The organism is Halogeometricum sp. S3BR5-2, from assembly GCF_031624635.1.
GTDB lineage: Archaea > Halobacteriota > Halobacteria > Halobacteriales > Haloferacaceae > Halogeometricum > Halogeometricum luteum.
In genome coordinates this window covers 351,227-367,934 of the sequence record NZ_JAMQOQ010000002.1, presented here as the reverse complement: position 1 = coordinate 367,934, position 16,708 = coordinate 351,227, and the positions used below count along the sequence as shown (strand labels likewise).

At 69.4% G+C, this 16,708-nt stretch carries 19 protein-coding genes; 7 read left to right on the top strand and 12 right to left on the bottom strand.

What is annotated here, in order from left to right:
- The first annotated feature begins 27 nt into the window (after nucleotides 1-27).
- Nucleotides 28-309, top strand: a complete 282-nt coding sequence (locus tag NDI79_RS08315) for a DUF8113 family protein (RefSeq protein WP_310928010.1) — start codon at nucleotides 28-30, stop codon at nucleotides 307-309.
- Between the two features lie 29 nt (nucleotides 310-338).
- On the opposite strand, the gene NDI79_RS08310 is transcribed toward NDI79_RS08315, so the two are convergent.
- Nucleotides 339-2,042: a spermidine synthase gene (locus NDI79_RS08310; RefSeq protein ID WP_310928008.1), complete on the bottom strand. Its 1,704-nt coding sequence runs from the start codon at nucleotides 2,040-2,042 to the stop codon at nucleotides 339-341.
- An 84-nt stretch (nucleotides 2,043-2,126) separates the two neighbouring features.
- On the opposite strand from NDI79_RS08310, the gene NDI79_RS08305 reads away from it, so the two are divergent.
- Together NDI79_RS08305 and NDI79_RS08300 are read left to right on the top strand one after the other, a co-directional pair.
- Entirely contained in the window at nucleotides 2,127-2,876 is a 750-nt protein-coding gene (locus NDI79_RS08305; protein WP_310928007.1) for a sugar phosphate isomerase/epimerase family protein, read from the top strand.
- Between the two features lie 107 nt (nucleotides 2,877-2,983).
- Nucleotides 2,984-3,799: a hypothetical protein gene (locus tag NDI79_RS08300; RefSeq protein WP_310928006.1), complete on the top strand. Its 816-nt coding sequence runs from the start codon at nucleotides 2,984-2,986 to the stop codon at nucleotides 3,797-3,799.
- 53 nt (nucleotides 3,800-3,852) lie between these two features.
- Here the strand turns inward: NDI79_RS08300 and NDI79_RS08295 are convergent, their stop codons facing one another.
- Nucleotides 3,853-5,790: an ABC transporter ATP-binding protein gene (locus NDI79_RS08295; RefSeq protein WP_310928708.1), complete on the bottom strand. Its 1,938-nt coding sequence runs from the start codon at nucleotides 5,788-5,790 to the stop codon at nucleotides 3,853-3,855.
- Nucleotides 5,791-6,000: 210 nt separating this feature from the next.
- On the opposite strand from NDI79_RS08295, the gene NDI79_RS08290 reads away from it, so the two are divergent.
- Entirely contained in the window at nucleotides 6,001-6,225 is a 225-nt protein-coding gene (locus NDI79_RS08290) for a hypothetical protein (RefSeq protein ID WP_310928005.1), read from the top strand.
- 9 nt (nucleotides 6,226-6,234) lie between these two features.
- Here NDI79_RS08290 and NDI79_RS08285 read toward each other — a convergent pair whose 3' ends face one another.
- On the bottom strand, nucleotides 6,235-6,975 hold the full coding sequence (locus NDI79_RS08285; RefSeq protein WP_310928004.1) for a GIY-YIG domain-containing protein: 741 nt from the start codon (nucleotides 6,973-6,975) through the stop codon (nucleotides 6,235-6,237).
- A 62-nt stretch (nucleotides 6,976-7,037) separates the two neighbouring features.
- Nucleotides 7,038-7,430 (bottom strand): pyridoxamine 5'-phosphate oxidase family protein, encoded by a 393-nt coding sequence (locus NDI79_RS08280; RefSeq protein ID WP_310928003.1) that lies wholly within the window; start codon nucleotides 7,428-7,430, stop codon nucleotides 7,038-7,040.
- Between the two features lie 78 nt (nucleotides 7,431-7,508).
- Between NDI79_RS08280 and NDI79_RS08275 the strand changes: the two genes are divergently transcribed.
- Nucleotides 7,509-8,057, top strand: coding sequence for a helix-hairpin-helix domain-containing protein (locus tag NDI79_RS08275; protein WP_310928002.1), 549 nt, complete (start codon nucleotides 7,509-7,511; stop codon nucleotides 8,055-8,057).
- Between the two features lie 7 nt (nucleotides 8,058-8,064).
- Here the strand turns inward: NDI79_RS08275 and NDI79_RS08270 are convergent, their stop codons facing one another.
- From NDI79_RS08270 to NDI79_RS08240, 7 genes are all read right to left on the bottom strand, one after another.
- A complete protein-coding gene (locus NDI79_RS08270) occupies nucleotides 8,065-9,096 on the bottom strand; it encodes an NAD-dependent epimerase/dehydratase family protein (protein ID WP_310928001.1) in 1,032 nt (343 codons plus the stop codon).
- Nucleotides 9,097-9,154: 58 nt separating this feature from the next.
- On the bottom strand, nucleotides 9,155-9,409 hold the full coding sequence (locus NDI79_RS08265; protein ID WP_310928000.1) for a hypothetical protein: 255 nt from the start codon (nucleotides 9,407-9,409) through the stop codon (nucleotides 9,155-9,157).
- A gap of 177 nt (nucleotides 9,410-9,586) precedes the next feature.
- A complete protein-coding gene (gene msrB / locus NDI79_RS08260; protein ID WP_310927999.1) occupies nucleotides 9,587-9,991 on the bottom strand; it encodes a peptide-methionine (R)-S-oxide reductase MsrB in 405 nt (134 codons plus the stop codon).
- 78 nt (nucleotides 9,992-10,069) lie between these two features.
- Nucleotides 10,070-10,483, bottom strand: coding sequence for a DUF8057 family protein (locus tag NDI79_RS08255; RefSeq protein ID WP_310927998.1), 414 nt, complete (start codon nucleotides 10,481-10,483; stop codon nucleotides 10,070-10,072).
- 3 nt (nucleotides 10,484-10,486) lie between these two features.
- The gene (locus NDI79_RS08250) at nucleotides 10,487-11,191 is read right to left on the bottom strand and encodes an RAD55 family ATPase (RefSeq protein ID WP_310927997.1); all 705 of its coding nucleotides are present in this window, start codon (nucleotides 11,189-11,191) and stop codon (nucleotides 10,487-10,489) included.
- A gap of 48 nt (nucleotides 11,192-11,239) precedes the next feature.
- Nucleotides 11,240-12,049 (bottom strand): aldo/keto reductase, encoded by an 810-nt coding sequence (locus NDI79_RS08245; protein ID WP_310927996.1) that lies wholly within the window; start codon nucleotides 12,047-12,049, stop codon nucleotides 11,240-11,242.
- Entirely contained in the window at nucleotides 12,046-12,735 is a 690-nt protein-coding gene (locus NDI79_RS08240) for an HAD family hydrolase (protein ID WP_310927995.1), read from the bottom strand. Before NDI79_RS08240 ends, NDI79_RS08245 begins: the two co-directional genes overlap by 4 nt.
- Nucleotides 12,736-12,870: 135 nt before the next feature.
- Between NDI79_RS08240 and NDI79_RS08235 the strand changes: the two genes are divergently transcribed.
- Complete coding sequence (locus NDI79_RS08235; protein WP_310927994.1) at nucleotides 12,871-13,947, top strand: NAD(P)/FAD-dependent oxidoreductase; 1,077 nt, start codon at nucleotides 12,871-12,873, stop codon at nucleotides 13,945-13,947.
- Here the strand turns inward: NDI79_RS08235 and NDI79_RS08230 are convergent, their stop codons facing one another.
- Complete coding sequence (locus tag NDI79_RS08230; protein WP_310927993.1) at nucleotides 13,948-15,723, bottom strand: Rieske (2Fe-2S) protein; 1,776 nt, start codon at nucleotides 15,721-15,723, stop codon at nucleotides 13,948-13,950.
- A gap of 202 nt (nucleotides 15,724-15,925) precedes the next feature.
- On the opposite strand from NDI79_RS08230, the gene NDI79_RS08225 reads away from it, so the two are divergent.
- Nucleotides 15,926-16,702 carry a CehA/McbA family metallohydrolase gene (locus NDI79_RS08225; protein ID WP_310927992.1) on the top strand — a complete coding sequence of 259 codons (777 nt, stop codon included), beginning with the start codon at nucleotides 15,926-15,928 and terminating at the stop codon, nucleotides 16,700-16,702.
- Nucleotides 16,703-16,708: the final 6 nt, after the last annotated feature.

Here is a 16,708-nt window from a genome sequence, read left to right as displayed (position 1 = left end):
TACCCGCCGGCGGCCGTCCGTCCCCGCATGAGTGAACGCGAGGAACCCATGGAGTTCGACGAGGTCCGAGAGCAGGCGGCCGCCGCGGTCCGCGACAGCGACGCCGAGTCGGTGTACGTCGGCCTCGTCGGCGACAGCGTCGACGACGAGTACTACTTCGCCAACGACGTGGACGAAGACGAGTTACAGGAGATGGCCACCCGCCAACTCGGCATGCTGGCGCGCGTGCTCTCCGAGCAGTCGGGCGCGAGCATCGACCAGGTGGCGCAGCACGCCGCCGAGACGGCGAAGAAGATGAACCTGCGGTAGGCGGTGGCGGGGCGACGGAGGCTAGGAAGTTATGTGGACCCGCCGGCGACCGTCGCCGCGTCGCGCGCGGCCGGCGTCCACGGCGTCTCCGCGGACGCCGCCGGACCGAGCGACGGCGCGGCGAGGGACGGGCGGTCCGTCGCCGCCTCGGCCGTCGCGTTCCCGCCGTCCGACTCGTTCGATTCGTTCGACTCCTGTAGGACGTAGCGCTGACCGACCATCGGGTCGAGCAGGCTGTCGACGGGCGCGCGGTCGTCGCGCAGGACGGGCACGTCGTCCGTCGGCGGCGCCTCGCGGTAGTTCCGTATCTCGCTCGACAGGTCGATTCCTATCTCGCGCTCGGCGTTCCGGTCGAGCAGTTCCTCCTCAGTGAGTCGGGTTCCGTCTTTCGTCGCCACGACTTCGATGTTCTGGACGACGGTGCCGCCGACGGTGGGGAACGCGTACACTTCGGGGTACGCCCGAGATATCGTCGCGTACTCCGCGCGGTAGAACTCCGAGGCCGGTCCGGACGGCGCGGAGATGAGGTTCGCGAAGAGGACGCCGTCCTCGTCGAGTCTGTCGTTCGTCAGTTCCATGAACTCGACCGTCGTCAACTCGAACGGCACCTTGTCCTTCCGGTAGGCGTCGAGGACGATGAGGTCGTACGTCCGGTTCGTCTCCCGCAGGTACTGTCGGCCGCCCTGCGTGTAGATGTTCAGCCGCTCGGACTCCTCGACCGAGAAGTACCGCTTGGCCGTCGAGACGACCGCCGGGTCTATCTCCACGACGTCGACGGTGACGTTCGGGTAGTCGTGGACGAACCGCTTCGGGCCGGTGAATCCGCCCCCGCCGACGAACAGCACGCGGTCCACGTCGTCGGCCTCGTCGGTCATCAGGAGCGGCAGGTGGAAGTAGCGCGTGTAGTCGAACACGTGGCGGTAGGGCTCTTCGAGGTCCATCGCGCTGTGCCGCTGGCCGTCGAGGTAGAGCGTCCGCACCTCGCCGCTGTCGACCACCCGGAGCTCCTGATACGGCGTCTGCGTCTCGTAGACGACCTGTCCTTCGACGGTGAGGCCGGCCGCGCCGCTGCCGGCGGCCGCGAGGAGCATGATTGCCACGAGCGCGCTGGCGACGGCGTGGTCGCCGTCGGCGCGCGGGCGGACGAGGACGAGCGCCGTCCCCACCGACAGTAGGCCGAAGACGAGCGCGATTTGGTTTATCCCCAGCGCGGGAACGAGAAAGTACGTCGTGGCGAACGCGCCGACGATGCTCCCGACGGTGCCGAGGGCGTACACGTGCCCCGACGCCTCCCCGAGGCCCTCCTTCGCGGACAACTGCGCGGCGTAGGGGCTGACGTAGCCGAGCAGGAAGGTTGGCGGGCCGAACAGCAGCGTGATGGCCGGCAGCGAGGCGAATCGGCTCGGGAGCGGGAAGCCGGCCGCCGACCGGAGGAGGAGGTCGCCGAGGAAGATGAGACCGGCGACGTACGCCCCCGTCAGGAGGAACACGCGGGCCATCCGCGCGTTCGTCGCCCGTTCGGCCGCGAGTTTGCCGCCGCGGTGGTAGCCGTAACTCAGCGCCGCGAGGAAGACGCCGATGATGCTGCCCCAGGTGTAGATGCTGCTGCCGAACTGCGGCGCTATCATCCGACCGGCGAGAATCTCCAGTCCCATGCTGGCGACGCCGGAGACGAACACCGCGAGTTCCGGCTTCGTCAGTCGGAGGGCGTCGAGGGAGCGGATCGCACTCATTGGGGGTTCGAAGGGCCGCAGGGGGTTAACTGTTGGACGCCGCCGCGCGCGAACAGTTTTCCCCCGCCGCGCACAGGGGGAGCCATGAGCACCGAGTACGCCGTCGGCGTGCAGACCGTCGTCTTTCAGCACCGGACGCTCGAGGAACTCCTGTCGGACCTCGCGGAGACGGGCATCGACACCATCGACCTCTGGGACGGACACCTCTCGGCGGACGACGACGAAGAGACGGTCGCGGCCGCCGAGGAGGCCCTCGAAGCGGCCGGCGTCTCCGTCTGCGGGTGCGGCGTCGTCGACATCGAGGGTCCCGAGGAGGTCCGCGAGCACGTCGCGTTCGCCGACCGACTCGGCGCGTCGTACCTCGCGGTCAACTACCCGCCGGACCGCGACGACGTGACGGAGGCCCTCGTCGCGGCCGCCGAGGAGTTCGGCGTCGACGTGGCGATACACAACTACTCGTCGGTCCACCACGACGACCTCTCGACGGTCTTCTCCTCCATCGACGACGTGCGGGCCGTGCTGGACCGGTACGACGACCCGCGACTCGGCGTCTGCGTCGACACCGGCCACTTCCTCGTCGAGGACGTCGACCCCGCGGACGTGATTCGGGAACTCGGCGACCGCATCGTCGCGGTCCACCTGAAGGACACGAGCGAGGCGGAGATAGAGGACCTGCCGGGTGCCGGGCGGTTGGACCTGTCCACCCTCGTCGCGTTGCTGGACGACCACGCCCACCTGACCGCGCCGCTCGTCATCGAGTACGAACTGCCCGAGGACCGAGCGGTCGAGGCGCTCCGAGAGGCCGAGGCGAACGTCAGGGCGGCGATGCGGTGAAGGGGAACGCGGAGACGCGTGACCGGACGTACGCGTGACACGCAGAAACACGCACTCGCGCGCAGGTACGAGAGTTTAATACAGATAGCCGACATCTCACCGTTCGAATGGGGAAACAGCGGGAGCGGTACAACGGGAGTCTGGACGTGCTACACGGACGGGCGGTGGTGACGCCCTTGCCGGACGGGGACGCGGAGCGGGAGTTTCACCGGAACATGATGCGGGTCGCGGACGCGCAGGAGCGGAAGGCGGCGATGCTCGCCGACCCGGACGTACCGCTGCTGTCGGCGTACGAGCGCGAGATGGAGGGCATCGCCGACGCCTACCGGACCCGACTGCGGAGCGTCGTCGGCGACGACTACGAGTCGGTCGCCCTCGCTTACGCGCGCGGCGAACGCGACGACGACGCCGGGGCCATCGCGGCCTACTACACCGAGGCCATCTGGCGGATGCAACAGCGGATCACCGTCTCGGACGTCCTGTTCTTTCCGATCATCCTCCGCTACCCGGACTGCTTCACGGTCAACGTCCGGTTCGCCAGCGGCCACCGAACGACGCGTTCCGTGCTGTACGAGTCGCCCGAGCACCTCACCGAGGGGTTGGAGGCGAAACACGCCGCGACGTACGTCGAGGAGAGCCTGTACACCCAGCGCGAGGCGGCGAAGCTCATCGGCGACACGGCGGGAATCATCCGCGAGGAGTTTCCCGACCCCGACGAGGCGCCGTTCGAGGAGCGGAAGTACGGCGGCATCGTCACTGCCGGCGGGCGGAAGGAGACGGTGTTCTCCTCGATGCTCGAACGGGTCGAACCCGACCCGGACCGGTTCGCGGCGGCGCCGACCCGACCCGGCCTCGTCGAGGCGGGGCCGGAGGCCGCGCGGACCGAGCGGGAACTGCTCCCAGAGGGCGCGTTCGTCCTCTGAGCGCGGCCGGGGACGGGACGGGGCGGCGTCCCGCGACCCGTTCGCGCCCGCGCTCACTCGCCCCCGTCGCTCTCCAGCGCCGCCCGCCGCGCGACGGCCGCCTCGAAGAACGACTCGGGCAGCGAGTCGATGTCGCCGGCCTGCACCCGCCAGAGGTTGGCGTACAGACCGTCCTCGGCGAGCAGTTCCCCGTGCGTCCCGCGCTCGACGACTCGTCCGGCTTCGAGGACGAGAATCTCGTCGGCGTCCTTCACCGTCGAGAGGCGGTGCGCGATGGCGACGGTGGTCCGGTCGGCCGCGAACCGGTCGAGGCTGCGGCGGATGAGCGCCTCCGTCTCGGTGTCGACGTGGCTCGTCGCCTCGTCCAACACCAAGATTGCGGGCTCCTTCAGGAGCGTCCGCGCGAGGGCGATGCGCTGGCGCTGGCCGCCCGAGAGTTTCACCCCGCGTTCTCCGACCAGCGTGTCGTAGCCGTCGGGCAGGTTCTCGATGAACTCGCGGGCCGCCGCCCGTTCGGCCGCCGCCCGCACGTCCTCGTCGGTGGCGCCGAACGTCCCGTAGGCGATGTTCTCGCGGACGGTGCCGTAGAACAGGAACGGCTCCTGGGAGACGTAGCCGACCGCCCGGCGCAGACTCGACAGCGTCGCGTCGCGCACGTCTCGGCCGTCGACGCGGACGACGCCCTCGTCGGGGTCGTACAGGCGGACGAGCAGTTTCACGAGCGTCGACTTCCCGCTGCCCGTGGGGCCGACGACGCCGACGGTGTGGCCCGGTTCGACCGAGAAGGAGACGTCCCGGAGGACCGGCGCGGGGGAGTCGGAATCCGAGTTCGGGTCCGTACCCGCGTTCTCCGCGTCCTCCGCGGCATTCGCCTCCGCCTCGTCGTACCCCGTCTCGTACCCGAACGTCACGCCCTCGTAGTCGATTCGGCCCGCGACCGAATCGAGGGCGACGGCGTCCGGCCGCTCCGCCACCGCTCGCTCGGCGCGGAGTAGGCCGTACACGCGGTCGCTCGACGCCTTCGCGCGCTGGTAGCTGTTGACGATCTGTCCGAACTGCGCCAGCGGCCAGATGAACTGCTGAGTGTACAGCATGAACGTGACGAACTCGCCGGGCGAGACGGTGCCCGAGAGGAACGCCGGCGGCCCGTTCAGCACCCAGAGTGCGCCGACGGCGAACGTCAGCGCGAAACTCAGCCCCGAGATGACCGCGAGGCCGGGGAAGAACGTGATGCGCGTCCGGATGGCGTCCCAGTTGGCGTCGTAGTACGACCGGGACGCCTCGCGGACGCGGTCGAGTTCGTACCGCTCGGTGTGTTCGGTCTTGATGACCTCGATGCCGCCGACGTTGTTCTCCAGTCGGGCGTTCAACTCGCCCACGCTCCGCCGCATCCGCGCGTACTTCGGCTGGACGCGCCGGACGAACAGGAGCGTGAAGACGGCCAGGAGCGGCACCGCCGCCATCGACACCAGCGCCAGCCACGGGTTCAGCGCGGCCAACACGACGCCGACGCCGACGACGAGGGCGACGAGTCGGAGCGCCGAACTCACGCCGTCGGTCAGGAACGACTCCAGTTGGTTCACGTCGTTGTTCAGCACCGACAGCAGTTCGCCCGTCCTCGATTGGTCGAAGAACGCGCGGTCCTGTAGCTGGAGCCGTTCGTAGGCGTCGACGCGGAGCGCGTGCTGGATGTCCTGTGCGAACCGGTTCCAGCCGTAGCTCTGGAGCCACGACGCCGCGCCGCCGAGGAGCGTCGCCGCGAGGAGCACGCCGACGGTGAACCACACCTGCGCGTCGGGCGCCGTCGGGAGCCACGAGTCGGGGACGAACGGGAACCCGAAGGGGCGAGTCCCCAGCAGGATGGCGTCGATAGCGAGCCCCAACACCAGCGGCGGGACGAGCCCCGTCGCCCGGGAGACGAGCGTCATCACCGTCCCGAGGACCGCGTCGCCGCCGTTGTCGCGGCCGTACTCGGCGTACAGCCGCCACATCGACCCCCCGTTGGCGGGAGGGGCCGACGCCTCCGTCTCGCTCGTCACGTCAGTCCTCACCGCCGGCGCCGCGCGTCAGTCTCACGTTCGAACCGTGTCGCCCGAGCTATATAGCGCGCTCGTCGGTCCCCCGCTGTCGTCCGCCGGAGCCACCGCTCGCGGGCCGCCCCCGGCGCAAACGGTTTCTCCGCGCTGTGCGAGGAGGGAACGATGTCGCTCGCCGGCGCGCCCGCCGTCAGACGCAACGCCGCGGTCGGAGCGGCCTGCGCGACGGCGCTCCTCGCGGCCACCGAACTCGTCGTCCCCGCCCTGCTCGACGGGGCCGCCGAGTCGACGGCCCGGTACGCGCTGGCCCTGCTCGCGTTCTCGCTGTGGATGACCTGGTTCGTCCTGACCGGCGTCGCGGTGCTGTCCGACGGCGAGTCGGCGGAGTAGTGCGGTCGTTCAGACCGGCCCGGTCCGCTCGACGGCCGCCTCGAACGCGTCGAGAAAGGCCGAGTCGTGCGACTCTTCGACGTGTTCGACGTTCCACAGCCCCGAGGCCCGTATCTTCGCGCTCCGGGCGTACCCGCCGAGCCAATCGCTCCGCCGCGGGTCGACCGGTCGCCGGTCGTAGTTACTGAGCAGGGCGACGAGATTCCGTTCGAGGAACGCCCGCTCGCTGTCGGGTCCCGGTTCGTCGTCCGCGTCGACCCAGAGGAACGGCTGGTCGCGGAGGAACGCGCTGACGCGTCGCTCCAGCGGGTACTCCTCGTCGCGCACCTCGCTGCGCTCGCGTCCCTCGGGAACCCGCGGCGTCCCCCAATCCGGATACCGGTCGTGGAGGGCGTACTGCTCGACGAACGCCTCGCCGACGCGGCGGCGGTAGACGGAGCCGCGGTGGTTGCCGCCGTGCGGGTGCGCCGAACTGCGCGCGCCGGTGCCGTAGTGCTGTTTCACCCGGTCCCACATCGTCGTCGAACTCCCCGCGGAGACGGCGTGCGTGCCGACGCGCGTCACCCGGAGCGCCCCGCTTTCCGCGCGCGTCTCGCCCGGCGCGAGGAAGAGGTACACCCCGCGGTCGGGCCAGTCCATGCGGCCCGTGCAGTCGCCGAGGCGGCGCGCGCCGCCGACCCGCGCGTCGAGTCGGGCGAGGAGGGCGTACAGCCTATCGACGTCCGCGCGTCTGTCCGAGTCCACCGTCACGGGACGTCTATTCACCGCATCTGATAAAAACGTTCGTCGGGGTTCGGTCGGCCGCCTTCCGCTCAGTCGTACGTACTGTGCGTCGCCGTGCCGACGTCGACGCGGACGAGGACGTTCTCCGAGTAGGCGTCCTCAGCGGCGCCGTACTTCCGGTTTATCTTCCGGGTCGCCTCGCGCGTCTCGCTCTCGTCCTCGACTATCTCGGCCGTCCCGAGGAGCGTCACCGCCCACCGCGCGTTCCCGCCCTCGTCCTTCTGCACCGACAGCGAGACGTAGGGGTTCTCGCGCAGGTTCCGCAGTTTCGTCCCCGTGGTGACGAGTTCGACGACGCCGTCCTCGTAGCGGTACCAGACGGGCGCGACGTGGGGTCGGCCGTCGCGGCACGTCGCCAGGTGCGCCATCAGCGGTTCGCTCGTCAGCAGCGACTCCACCTCGTCGGGTACGCCGTCGGTCATACCCTCCGGACGGGCGCGAGCGAGAAAGTAGTCCCGCCGCAGGGGGTTTATCGGTCGGCGTCCTATTCACAATCAGACATGGGAGACGACGACGAGGCCGAATCCGGGATGTACGCCGTCACGAAATCCGGGCTGACGGTCGGATGCGGGAACTTCAAAGCGATAGACGGGGGCGTCCTCCTCTTCGAGGACGTGAAGCGAAACCGCGTCTCGGGGTTCGTCCCGTCGGCGGAACTGAAGTACGTTCTTCCCGCCGACGCGACGACGCGGGCGGGCGAGAACGTCTGGGACGCCGGCGCGGCGGACGACCCGGGAGCGCAGGGGAAGTCGGCGTCCTCGTCTCCGAAGTCGAGCGACGGAGGCGGCTTCCGCAGCGAACTGACCGTGCTCGGCGGCCTCGGCGAGACGTACGCGGAGCGACTCCACGAGGAGGGCGTCGACTCGCTGTCGGCGATGCGCCGCGCCGACGCCGCGCGCGTGGCGGCCGCGGCGGGCGTCTCCGAGAGCAGGGCGGAACGCTGGATAGACGCCGCGAACGAACGGGATGAAGGTGCCTCGACGGAGAGACGGAGCGACGCGGAGGCGACGGTGGAGGCGGCGGCGGACGACGAGGCCGGCGACGCCTGAGTCCGACTCAGACCCCTTCGGCGCCGAACGACGCGACGAACTCGTCGGTCGACTCGCGCCACGCCGCCGCGAGTCGGTCCTCGAACGCCCGTTCGTCCGGTGAGTCGACGGCGTCGCGTTCGTCCAACCACTCGACGGTCCGCCGCGCCCCCGCGACGAAGTCGACGGTGTACTCGAATCCGAGGTCCCGTTTCGCCTTCGCGTTGTCGAAGACGGTGCTGTACTGGAAGTGGTCGCGGAGCATCTCCGTCCGGTCGGGCGCGACGGCGCGGAGCACGTCCGTCGGGACGTGGACGAGGTCCGGGTCGGGCGCGTCGAGGGCCTCGGCCACGCGCCGGTGGTACTGGTTCCACGTCATCGTCTCCTCGCTGGTGACGTTGTACGGCTCGCCGGCCACCGCCTCGGCGTCGGCCTCGACGGCCCCGACGAACGCGCGGGCCACGTCGTCGCGGTGACACGGCCCCCACAGCGACGTGCCGTCGCCGTGGACGACGACCGGTCGCCCCTCGCGGATTCTGGAGACATAGGAGGTGTCGGTCCCGAACGTGTGCAGGAGCGTGCCCCCCTCGCCGTAGGTGCTCCACGGGCGGACGACGACGGCGTCGAAGGCGTCGCCGTCGGCCGCGAAGAACACGTCCTCGGCGGCTATCTTCCCCGCGGCGTAGTCGCTGACGGGCGGGTTCCGCGGCGCCGTCTCGTCGACGGGATTCGACGGCGGCGGCCGGTGGTAGACGTCGATGGTCGAGCAGAAGACGAAGCGGTCGGTTCGTCCCTCGAACGCGCGGACGGCGCTCTCGGCGTCGGCCTCCGAGAAGCAGACCATGTCGATGACCGCGTCGGGCGCGGGGTCAAGTCCGCGCATCGTCCGCTCGAACGCGTCGTAGTCGGTGCGGTCCGCGTGGATTTCGCGAACCTCATCGGGAACCTCGGCGTCCGTCTCGCCGCGCGTGACCGTCGTCACGTCGTGACCCGAGGCGACGAGTTGTCGAGTGATTCCCGTGCTGATGAGACCGGTGCCGCCGACGATGAGCACGTGCATACCGCGACTGCTCGCGGCGAGGACAAAAGTGAGTCGTCCGTAAGGAGTGAGTCGCCCGTCAGGAGCGACCGCGCGCGAGGACGAGCATCTCGCCGAGGAACACCCACGTCAGGCCGACGAGGACGAGGCCGGCGCCGGCGACGACGGGCCGGCCGTCGAACGTCGCCCCCGAGGAGACGAGCGTCCACGCCGTCGTCTCCGAGAGGAGCGCCTGCGCGGGGTAGAGCACGCCGGCGGCGACGACGATGAACCCGAAGAACACGAGTCCGTACGCCGAGAGCGAGAGCGCCCGCCCGGGAGTGCCGTGAGTCATTGGGGACTCACTCGCCGGAGGAGTATTCAGTACGAACCCGGTAGCTCGGTCGAATCGAGTCGTTACGCGGCGTTACGGGCGCTGTAACGCAGAGGCTCCGGATGGCGTCGGCGCGGCGGTTCGGTCGCCGAGCGGAAGCGAGCGCCCCGGGTGCGGCTTAACGGCCGGTTCGGAGCGTCACTCCTCGGGGTCGAAGTCGAGGGCGACGGAGTTGATGCAGTAGCGCTTGCCGGTCGGGTCGGGACCGTCGTCGAAGACGTGGCCGAGGTGGCCGCCGCAGTTCTTGCAGGTGACCTCGATGCGGCGCATCCCGTGGCGGGTGTCCGTCTCGGTCTCGACGGCGTCGTCGTTCGCCGCGAAGAAGGCGGGCCACCCGCACCCGGAGTCGTACTTCGTCTCGGCCTCGAACAGTTCGGCGCCGCATCCCGCACAGCGGTAGACGCCGTCCTCGTCGCGGTCGAGGTGCTCGCCGCTGAACTTGGGTTCGGTCCCGCGTTCGCGGAGTATCTCGTACTCCTCGTCGGTGAGTCGCTCGCGCCACTCGTCGTCGCTCGTCGGAGCGTCCGAGCCCTGTTGAGACATACTCGACGGTAGGCGCCCGACACCGAAGAATCCACGGTCCGCGTCGAATCGAACCGGGTCGATTCGTACCGAGTCGGCTCACTCCTCCCGGCGGAGGAACTTCGGCAGTCTGAGCCGTTCGAGGTCGTCGACGTCGAGTTCGAGCATCGACGCCCGGTCGATGGCGTTCGGGAGGCGTCGACCAGGGTCGTCGCCGTCGGCGGCGTCCGACTCGGGGTCGACCGCGATGCCCTTCGCCTCGATGAGCGCCTCCCACGTCTCCGCGTCGGAATCGTACTCCTCGCGGTGGTCCCGGACGGCGTTTCGTCCCTCCGCGTACGCCAGGTCGAGCACGCTCCGCTGGTACGCCGTGGTGGCTCTCCGCAGGATGCGCGCGCGTTCGACCTCGTACTCGTGGCCCAACTCGGCGGCGGTCCCCAGCGCGTACATCCGACGGAGGGCCTCCTCGGCGCCGAGGGAGTCCCACTCCAAGTCGAAGGCGCGTTCGTACATGGTTCAGAAGTTCACGTGGTCCATCGGGTCCACGCTCAACCCTCCGTCCGTGAACGTCAGCGACCGGATGTCGCAGTCGATGTTCGTTCCGCGCATCTTCACCACCTGAATCCCCCGCGTCATCCCCGTCGCTTCGAGGTAGTTGTGGAAGAAGACGACCCCGTGAGCGAGGAAGTGCTCGTCGGAGTAGGAACTCGGGTCGGTCATCTCGGAGATGAGGAGCGTCGTCGCATCCCCCTGTTTCAGCGCGGTCAGAAACCGCGTCATCTCCTGGTCGTCCCCGGTGAACAGGAGTTGCAGCAGCATCGTCGAGTCGATGACGAGGCGGTCGACCTTCCGCGAGTTCACGAACGCGACGATTTTGTCCGTCAGGCTCTGCACGCCCGAGGTGTTGCCGCTTCCCGAGAACTGGTTCAGGATGTGCTTGCCTTTCTGGCTCGCGAGATTGATGAACCGGAACTGGTCCGACGAGGTGAGCGTCTCGAAGCCGAAGTCGTAGCTCGACATGTCGTTGACGAGTTCCTCGCGCGTCTCGTGCATCGTGATGTACATACAATTCTCCCCGTTACGTAGTCCCTCTGCGACGAACTGGGCGGTGAACGTCGTCTTCCCACTTCCCGGAGGACCCGACAGTACGTAGAGTCGACCGGGGAGGAACCCCCCCTGGATGAGGTGATCGAAACCGCTGACCCCACTCGGAATCCGCATACCCTATTCACTATTGTCTGACTTATAACCGTTCCGGGAAATTCGCTATCACTCGGGGAACAGTTCCCGCTCCCGGTCGATACCGTCGATGCGGGCCACGTCCTCGTCGTCGAGTTCGAGCGTCGTCGCCGCCGCGAGGTTGGCCCGGAGGTGCGACTCCGAACTCGCCTTCGGGACGACGGCGCATCCCTTCGCGCGCGCCCACGCCAGCGAGACGGCGTGCGGCGTGGTGTCGTGTTTCTCGGCCACGGCGACCACTTCTTCGACCTCCGAGACGAGACCGCCCGCCATCGGCGAGTAGGCGACGACTGCCTCGCCGTGCTCCCGCGCGTCCGCGAGCAGTTCGGGTCGATTGAACAGCGGGTGGAACTCCGTCTGGTGGGCGGCTATCGGCGCGTCGAGGTGGTCGCGCGCCGTCGCGAGTTCCTCGACGGTGAAGTTGCTCACGCCGACGCGGCGAATCAGACCCTCCTCGCGCAGACGGTCGAACGCCGCGAGCGTCGTCTCCGGGTCGTAGGCGTCGATGGGCCGGTGGACGTACAGCAGGTCGACGTAGTCCGTCCTCAGTCGTTCCAGACTCGCGCGCGTGCTCGACAGCACGTCGTCGTACCCGAGTTTGTCGGCCCACACCTTCGTCGCGAGGAAAACGTCCTCGCGCGGCACGTCCGCGGCGGCCGCGGCGTCGCCGACGACCGCTTCGTTGTCGTATATCTGCGCGGTGTCGACGTGGCGGTAGCCCATCTCCAGCGCCGTCGTGACCGCGCGGGCTTCTTTGGTGGTTTCGAGGCCCATCGTCCCGAGTCCGACGGCGGGGACGCCCGCCTCGCCGACGGTGGAACCCGACGCGTCGTCCGTCATCGCGCACCCCCGTCGGCGGCGGCGAGCGGAACGCCGTCCACGTCGTGCAGGTCGTACAGCGTCTCTATCTCGTACGTCGGTCGCTCGTCCAGCACCGCGTCCGCGCGGTGCCCCCGCCGGATGAACGCGGAGTCGACGCCCGCGCGGTGCGCCGCGAGCACGTCCGTCTCGCTATCGCCGACGAACAGCGCCGTCTCCGCGTCCAAGTCGGCCATCGCGCGTTCGAGGTAGTGGGGTTCGGGCTTCTTCAGACGGAGACTCTCGACGGTCGGGTCGCGGCCGTACGCCGTCTCGAACAGGTGCGAGAGGCTGTGATGGTCGAGAACGGCGTCGACCGTCGCCTGCTGGTTCGTGCTCACGACGCCGCGCGGGGCGTCGATTCGTTCCAGCGCGCTCACGTCGTCGTAGCGCGCCATACGGCCGTCGCGCATCTCCCGAATCTGCGCGTCGGAGGCCGCGCCGTCGCGCGCGGCCCAGAACTCCGCGGGGGCGGGTTCGTACGTCTCGCACACCTCGCGCACGTCGGCGGGCGTCACGCCGAGCATCATGCGCTCGACGTGTTCGGTCGCCGGGTCGGAGATGCCCACGTCCTCGAACGCCGCGCGGGAGGCCCGCCGGAGCACGTCCAGCGTCGTGAGACGCACGAGGACGCCGTCGTTGTCGAAGATGACCGCGTCGTACTGCATGGGAAGTGACGGGGACGCCGGGGCAATAGCTGCCCGGATTCGGGCGCGACCGTCCGGGAAAACGGTAAAGCGGGGAGGGTCCTAAGCCGCGTTCGTGACCGACAGGACGACATCGGACGACGGCGAGGCGAAGCGATGACCACCCGCGTCGGCATCGTCGGCGCGGGCGCGTCGGGCGCCGGGGCGGCGTACGCCCTGCGCGAGGCGGACGCCGAAGTGACGATACTGGAGAAGAGCCGCGGCGTCGGCGGGCGCGCGGCGACTCGGAGGAAGAACGACTGCCGCTACGACCACGGCGCCAACTACGTCAAGGACGGCGGCGAGCGGACCGACTCGCTGCTCCGCGAACTCGGCGACGACGGGTTGGTCGACGTCGAAGAACCCGTCTGGATATTCGGGGGCGACGGGGAGATACGCGAGGGCGACGACGACGAGGCGCACAAGTGGACGTGGACCGAGGGCATCACTCAGTTGGGCAAACGCCTCCTCGACCGGACGGACGCCGAGGTGCGGAAGGGGACGCGCGTCGAGCGAATCGCCCGCGAGGGGTCGGGAGACGGGACCGACGCGGAGACGTGGACCCTCGCCGACACCGACGGGGAGACGCACGGCCCGTTCGACGTCCTCCTCCTGACCCCGCCCGCGCCGCAGACGGCCGCCCTGCTGGAGGCGACGGAGTGGGACGACGACCGACTCGAAACGCTGACCGACGCCGTCTCCGACGTCGACTACCGCACCATCCGCACGTTCGTGCTGGACTACGACTTCCGCGAGTCGTACCCGTGGTACGGCGCCGTCAACGTCGACGACGGCCACGAGGTGGGGTGGCTCTCCCGCGAGGAGTGCAAAGAGGGCCACGTCCCCGACGGCGAGAGCCTCCTCGTCGCGCAGATGGCGCCCGACTGGTCGGCCGACCGCTACGACGACCCGATAGAGGAGGCGGGCGCCGACGCCGCGGAACTGGTCGCGGACCTCCTGGGCGACGGACGGTACGCCGACCCCGAGTGGATGGACGACCAAGGCTGGCGCTACGCCCTCCCCGAGGGCGGCGCCGACGAGGAGACGGTCCGGAGCGCCGAGGACGCCGGCCTCTTCTTCGCCGGCGACTGGACGGTCGGCGAGGGCCGCGTCCACCGGGCGCTCTGGAGCGGTCACGACGTCGGCGAGCGAATCGGGGACGGCGCCGGCGACGCGGCCGAGGACGGGAACTGACTACGCTCCGCCCTCGGTCCCGTCCCGGTTCCCGCCGTCGACGTGGAGTTTCTCGCCGCGTTGCAACCGCGCGGCGATAGTGAACGTCTGCTCGCGTTCCCGGCGCGTCGGGAAGTGCGCGCCGAGGTAACGCGCGACGGCGACCAGTAGGGTCCTCACCTCCTCGGGGTCCTCCCGGAGGTCCGCCTGCGCGAACCCGGCTTCGAGCGCCTGGTAGGTGTGGAAGCCGGCGTCCTCCCGGAGGAGGGCCTCGCCGAGTCGCTCGCGGAGAACCGACATCTCGCCGCCGCAGTCGAGGAAGTGCGCGGCGCGCGCGCCCGCCTCGTTCACCTCCCCCTCCGCGTCGAACGTCCCGAGGAGGGCGTCGAGGTGGGCCTCGGGGTCGGCGTCCGAGTCCGACGCCGGGTCCGGAAGCGGCGCGGGCGGCGTGTTGAGGAAGCGGTCGAGGTAGACGTTCACCGCAGCGTCGAACACGCCGCGGTAGAGGTCGCTCGACTCGGTTCTCCGAGCCAACTGGTGGACGGCGTTCGCGTAGGTGAACGTGTGGTGGACCGTGTTCCAATCCGAGAACTCGTTGACGGTGGCGAACCGCGCGACGCGGGTGGCGGCGGCGAAGGCGACTTCGCCCGCCAGTTCGTCGACGGACGCCCCCGCCCGAATCGCGTCTTCGAGCGCCGAGACCACGGTTTCGGGGTCGTCGGACAGGAGCGTCTCGGTGAAATCGTCGGGAACGGACCAGTGCGATTCGGAGCCCTCGGCGACCAGCGAGTCGAGGTCAGCGAACGTCTCCTCCAGCGTCGCCGCGAGGTCCACGGGCTGACGCCACGAGGACGTCTCCTCGGCGCGCGCCGCCGTCGCTAATCCGTCCACGAGACTCGGCAGGACATCGTCCGCGTGCTCCCAGCCGATGCGGTCCAGCGCCTCGCACGCTTTGTTCACGAAGTCGAGCGTGTGACCCGTGTCGAGGTAGCGGTGGTCCGTCGCCGCCGCGGCCAGCATCTCCGCGAGGCGGGCGTCGTCCGCGCCGTTCGCGATGGCCGTTCGAAGCACTCGCTCCGCGCCGTCCGAATCGCGTACCTCGACGTTCTCGCGGAACCACTCCTTCAGACGGGCGAACGACACATCGTCGGTGTCGAACGGTTCCTGGTCGAACCGCGGCGGTTCGCCCGCGCAGTCGTCGCCGACGTGGACGAGGCCCTGATACAGCGCCCGCTTGCGGTCTTCGTCTCTCAGGTCGGGGAGGACGTTCCGCATCGCCGCGAGGATGGTGAGCCCCGACCCCCACCCGCTCTCGCGGTAACGCGCGCCGAAGCGCACCCCCCGTTCGGTTATCTCGTCGGCGGAGACGCCCGCGTCGACGAGGCCGATGGCGGACTTGGCGACGACGAGACGGAGGTTCTGCTCCATCCCGTCCTCCAGTCGCGCGGCCCAGTGCTCGGCGGGCGGTTCGTCCGGTTCGGGGTGCGGGTCGACGTAGACGCTCCCCTCGCGCACCTCCACGGGGAACGTCCGCACGTCGTCGGCCCACGGGTCGAACGTGTCGCCGCACGAGAGTTCGAAGCGGGCGTGGTGCCAGTGGCACGTCAGCACGCCGTCCTCGACGCTGCCCTCCGACAGCGGAAACCCCATGTGGGGACAGCGGTTGTCGACGACGCGCACCTCTCCCTCGTGGTGAAAGAGGGCGAGCGACCGGCCGTCGACGGTGGTCTGTACCCGCCCCTCGCGTTCGAGTTCGTCCACGGGGACGACTTCGCGGAATCGGTCTGTCGAACTCATGGGCGTCGATAGCACGCACCCCGAGGTAAGCGTTCGCTGAAGATCGTTACCGTAATTATTCTGGTAATACAGATAATTGAATAAAACAGACGATACCCCGAGAGAACCCGCAGACGACCGAGAGAGCCCGGTATAGCGTTTCTGTGCGCCATGTTGTCATACGCTCCGACGGTTTTTTGTCCGGCAACGCGAACGTTCTCGTGTGTCCCTCACCGTCCGTATCGACCCCCACGTCCACTCGGAAGCGTCGTACGACGCCGAAGACCCCGTGGAGCTGATACTGGAGCAGGCCGCCGAAATCGGCCTCGACGCCGTGGTCATCACCGACCACGACGTCGTCCACGAGTCGGTCCGCGCGGCCGAGTTGGCCCCGATGTACGGCCTCGTCGGCATCCCCGGCGTCGAAGTCTCCACCGCGGACGGCCACCTCCTCTGTCTCGGCGTCCGGGAGATGCCGCCGCGGCGCGCGCCGATGAAGGAGACGGTCGAGTGGGTGCGCGACCGGGGCGGCGTCGCCATCGTCCCGCACCCGTTCCAGCGGAGTCGCCACGGCGTCCGGAAGAAGCGCCTGCGCGGCGTCGACCCCGACGCCATCGAGGTGTACAACTCGTGGCTGTTCACGGGGTGGAAGAACCGCCGCGCGCGCCGGTTCGCGAAGGGCCGCGGCTACCCCGGCGTCGCCGGCAGCGACGCGCACAAAGTGGGGTACGTCGGCCGCGCCTACACCGAGATAGACATCCCGAACGCCACCCGCGCGGGCCTCTCCGAGGAGGTCATTCTCGACGCCATCCGCGGCGGGTCCACCCGCGTCGAGGGCCGACGGACGCCCATCCCGACCAGCGCGCGCCACTACGCCGGCGCGGGCGTCCGCAAGAGCGGTTACTTCGCCAAACAGGGCGCGCTCAAGAGCGGGTCGCTCGCGAAGACGGGCGTCGCGCAGATGGCGCGGACGCTCTACCGCGTCTCGCCGTTCCGGTAGCCTCGC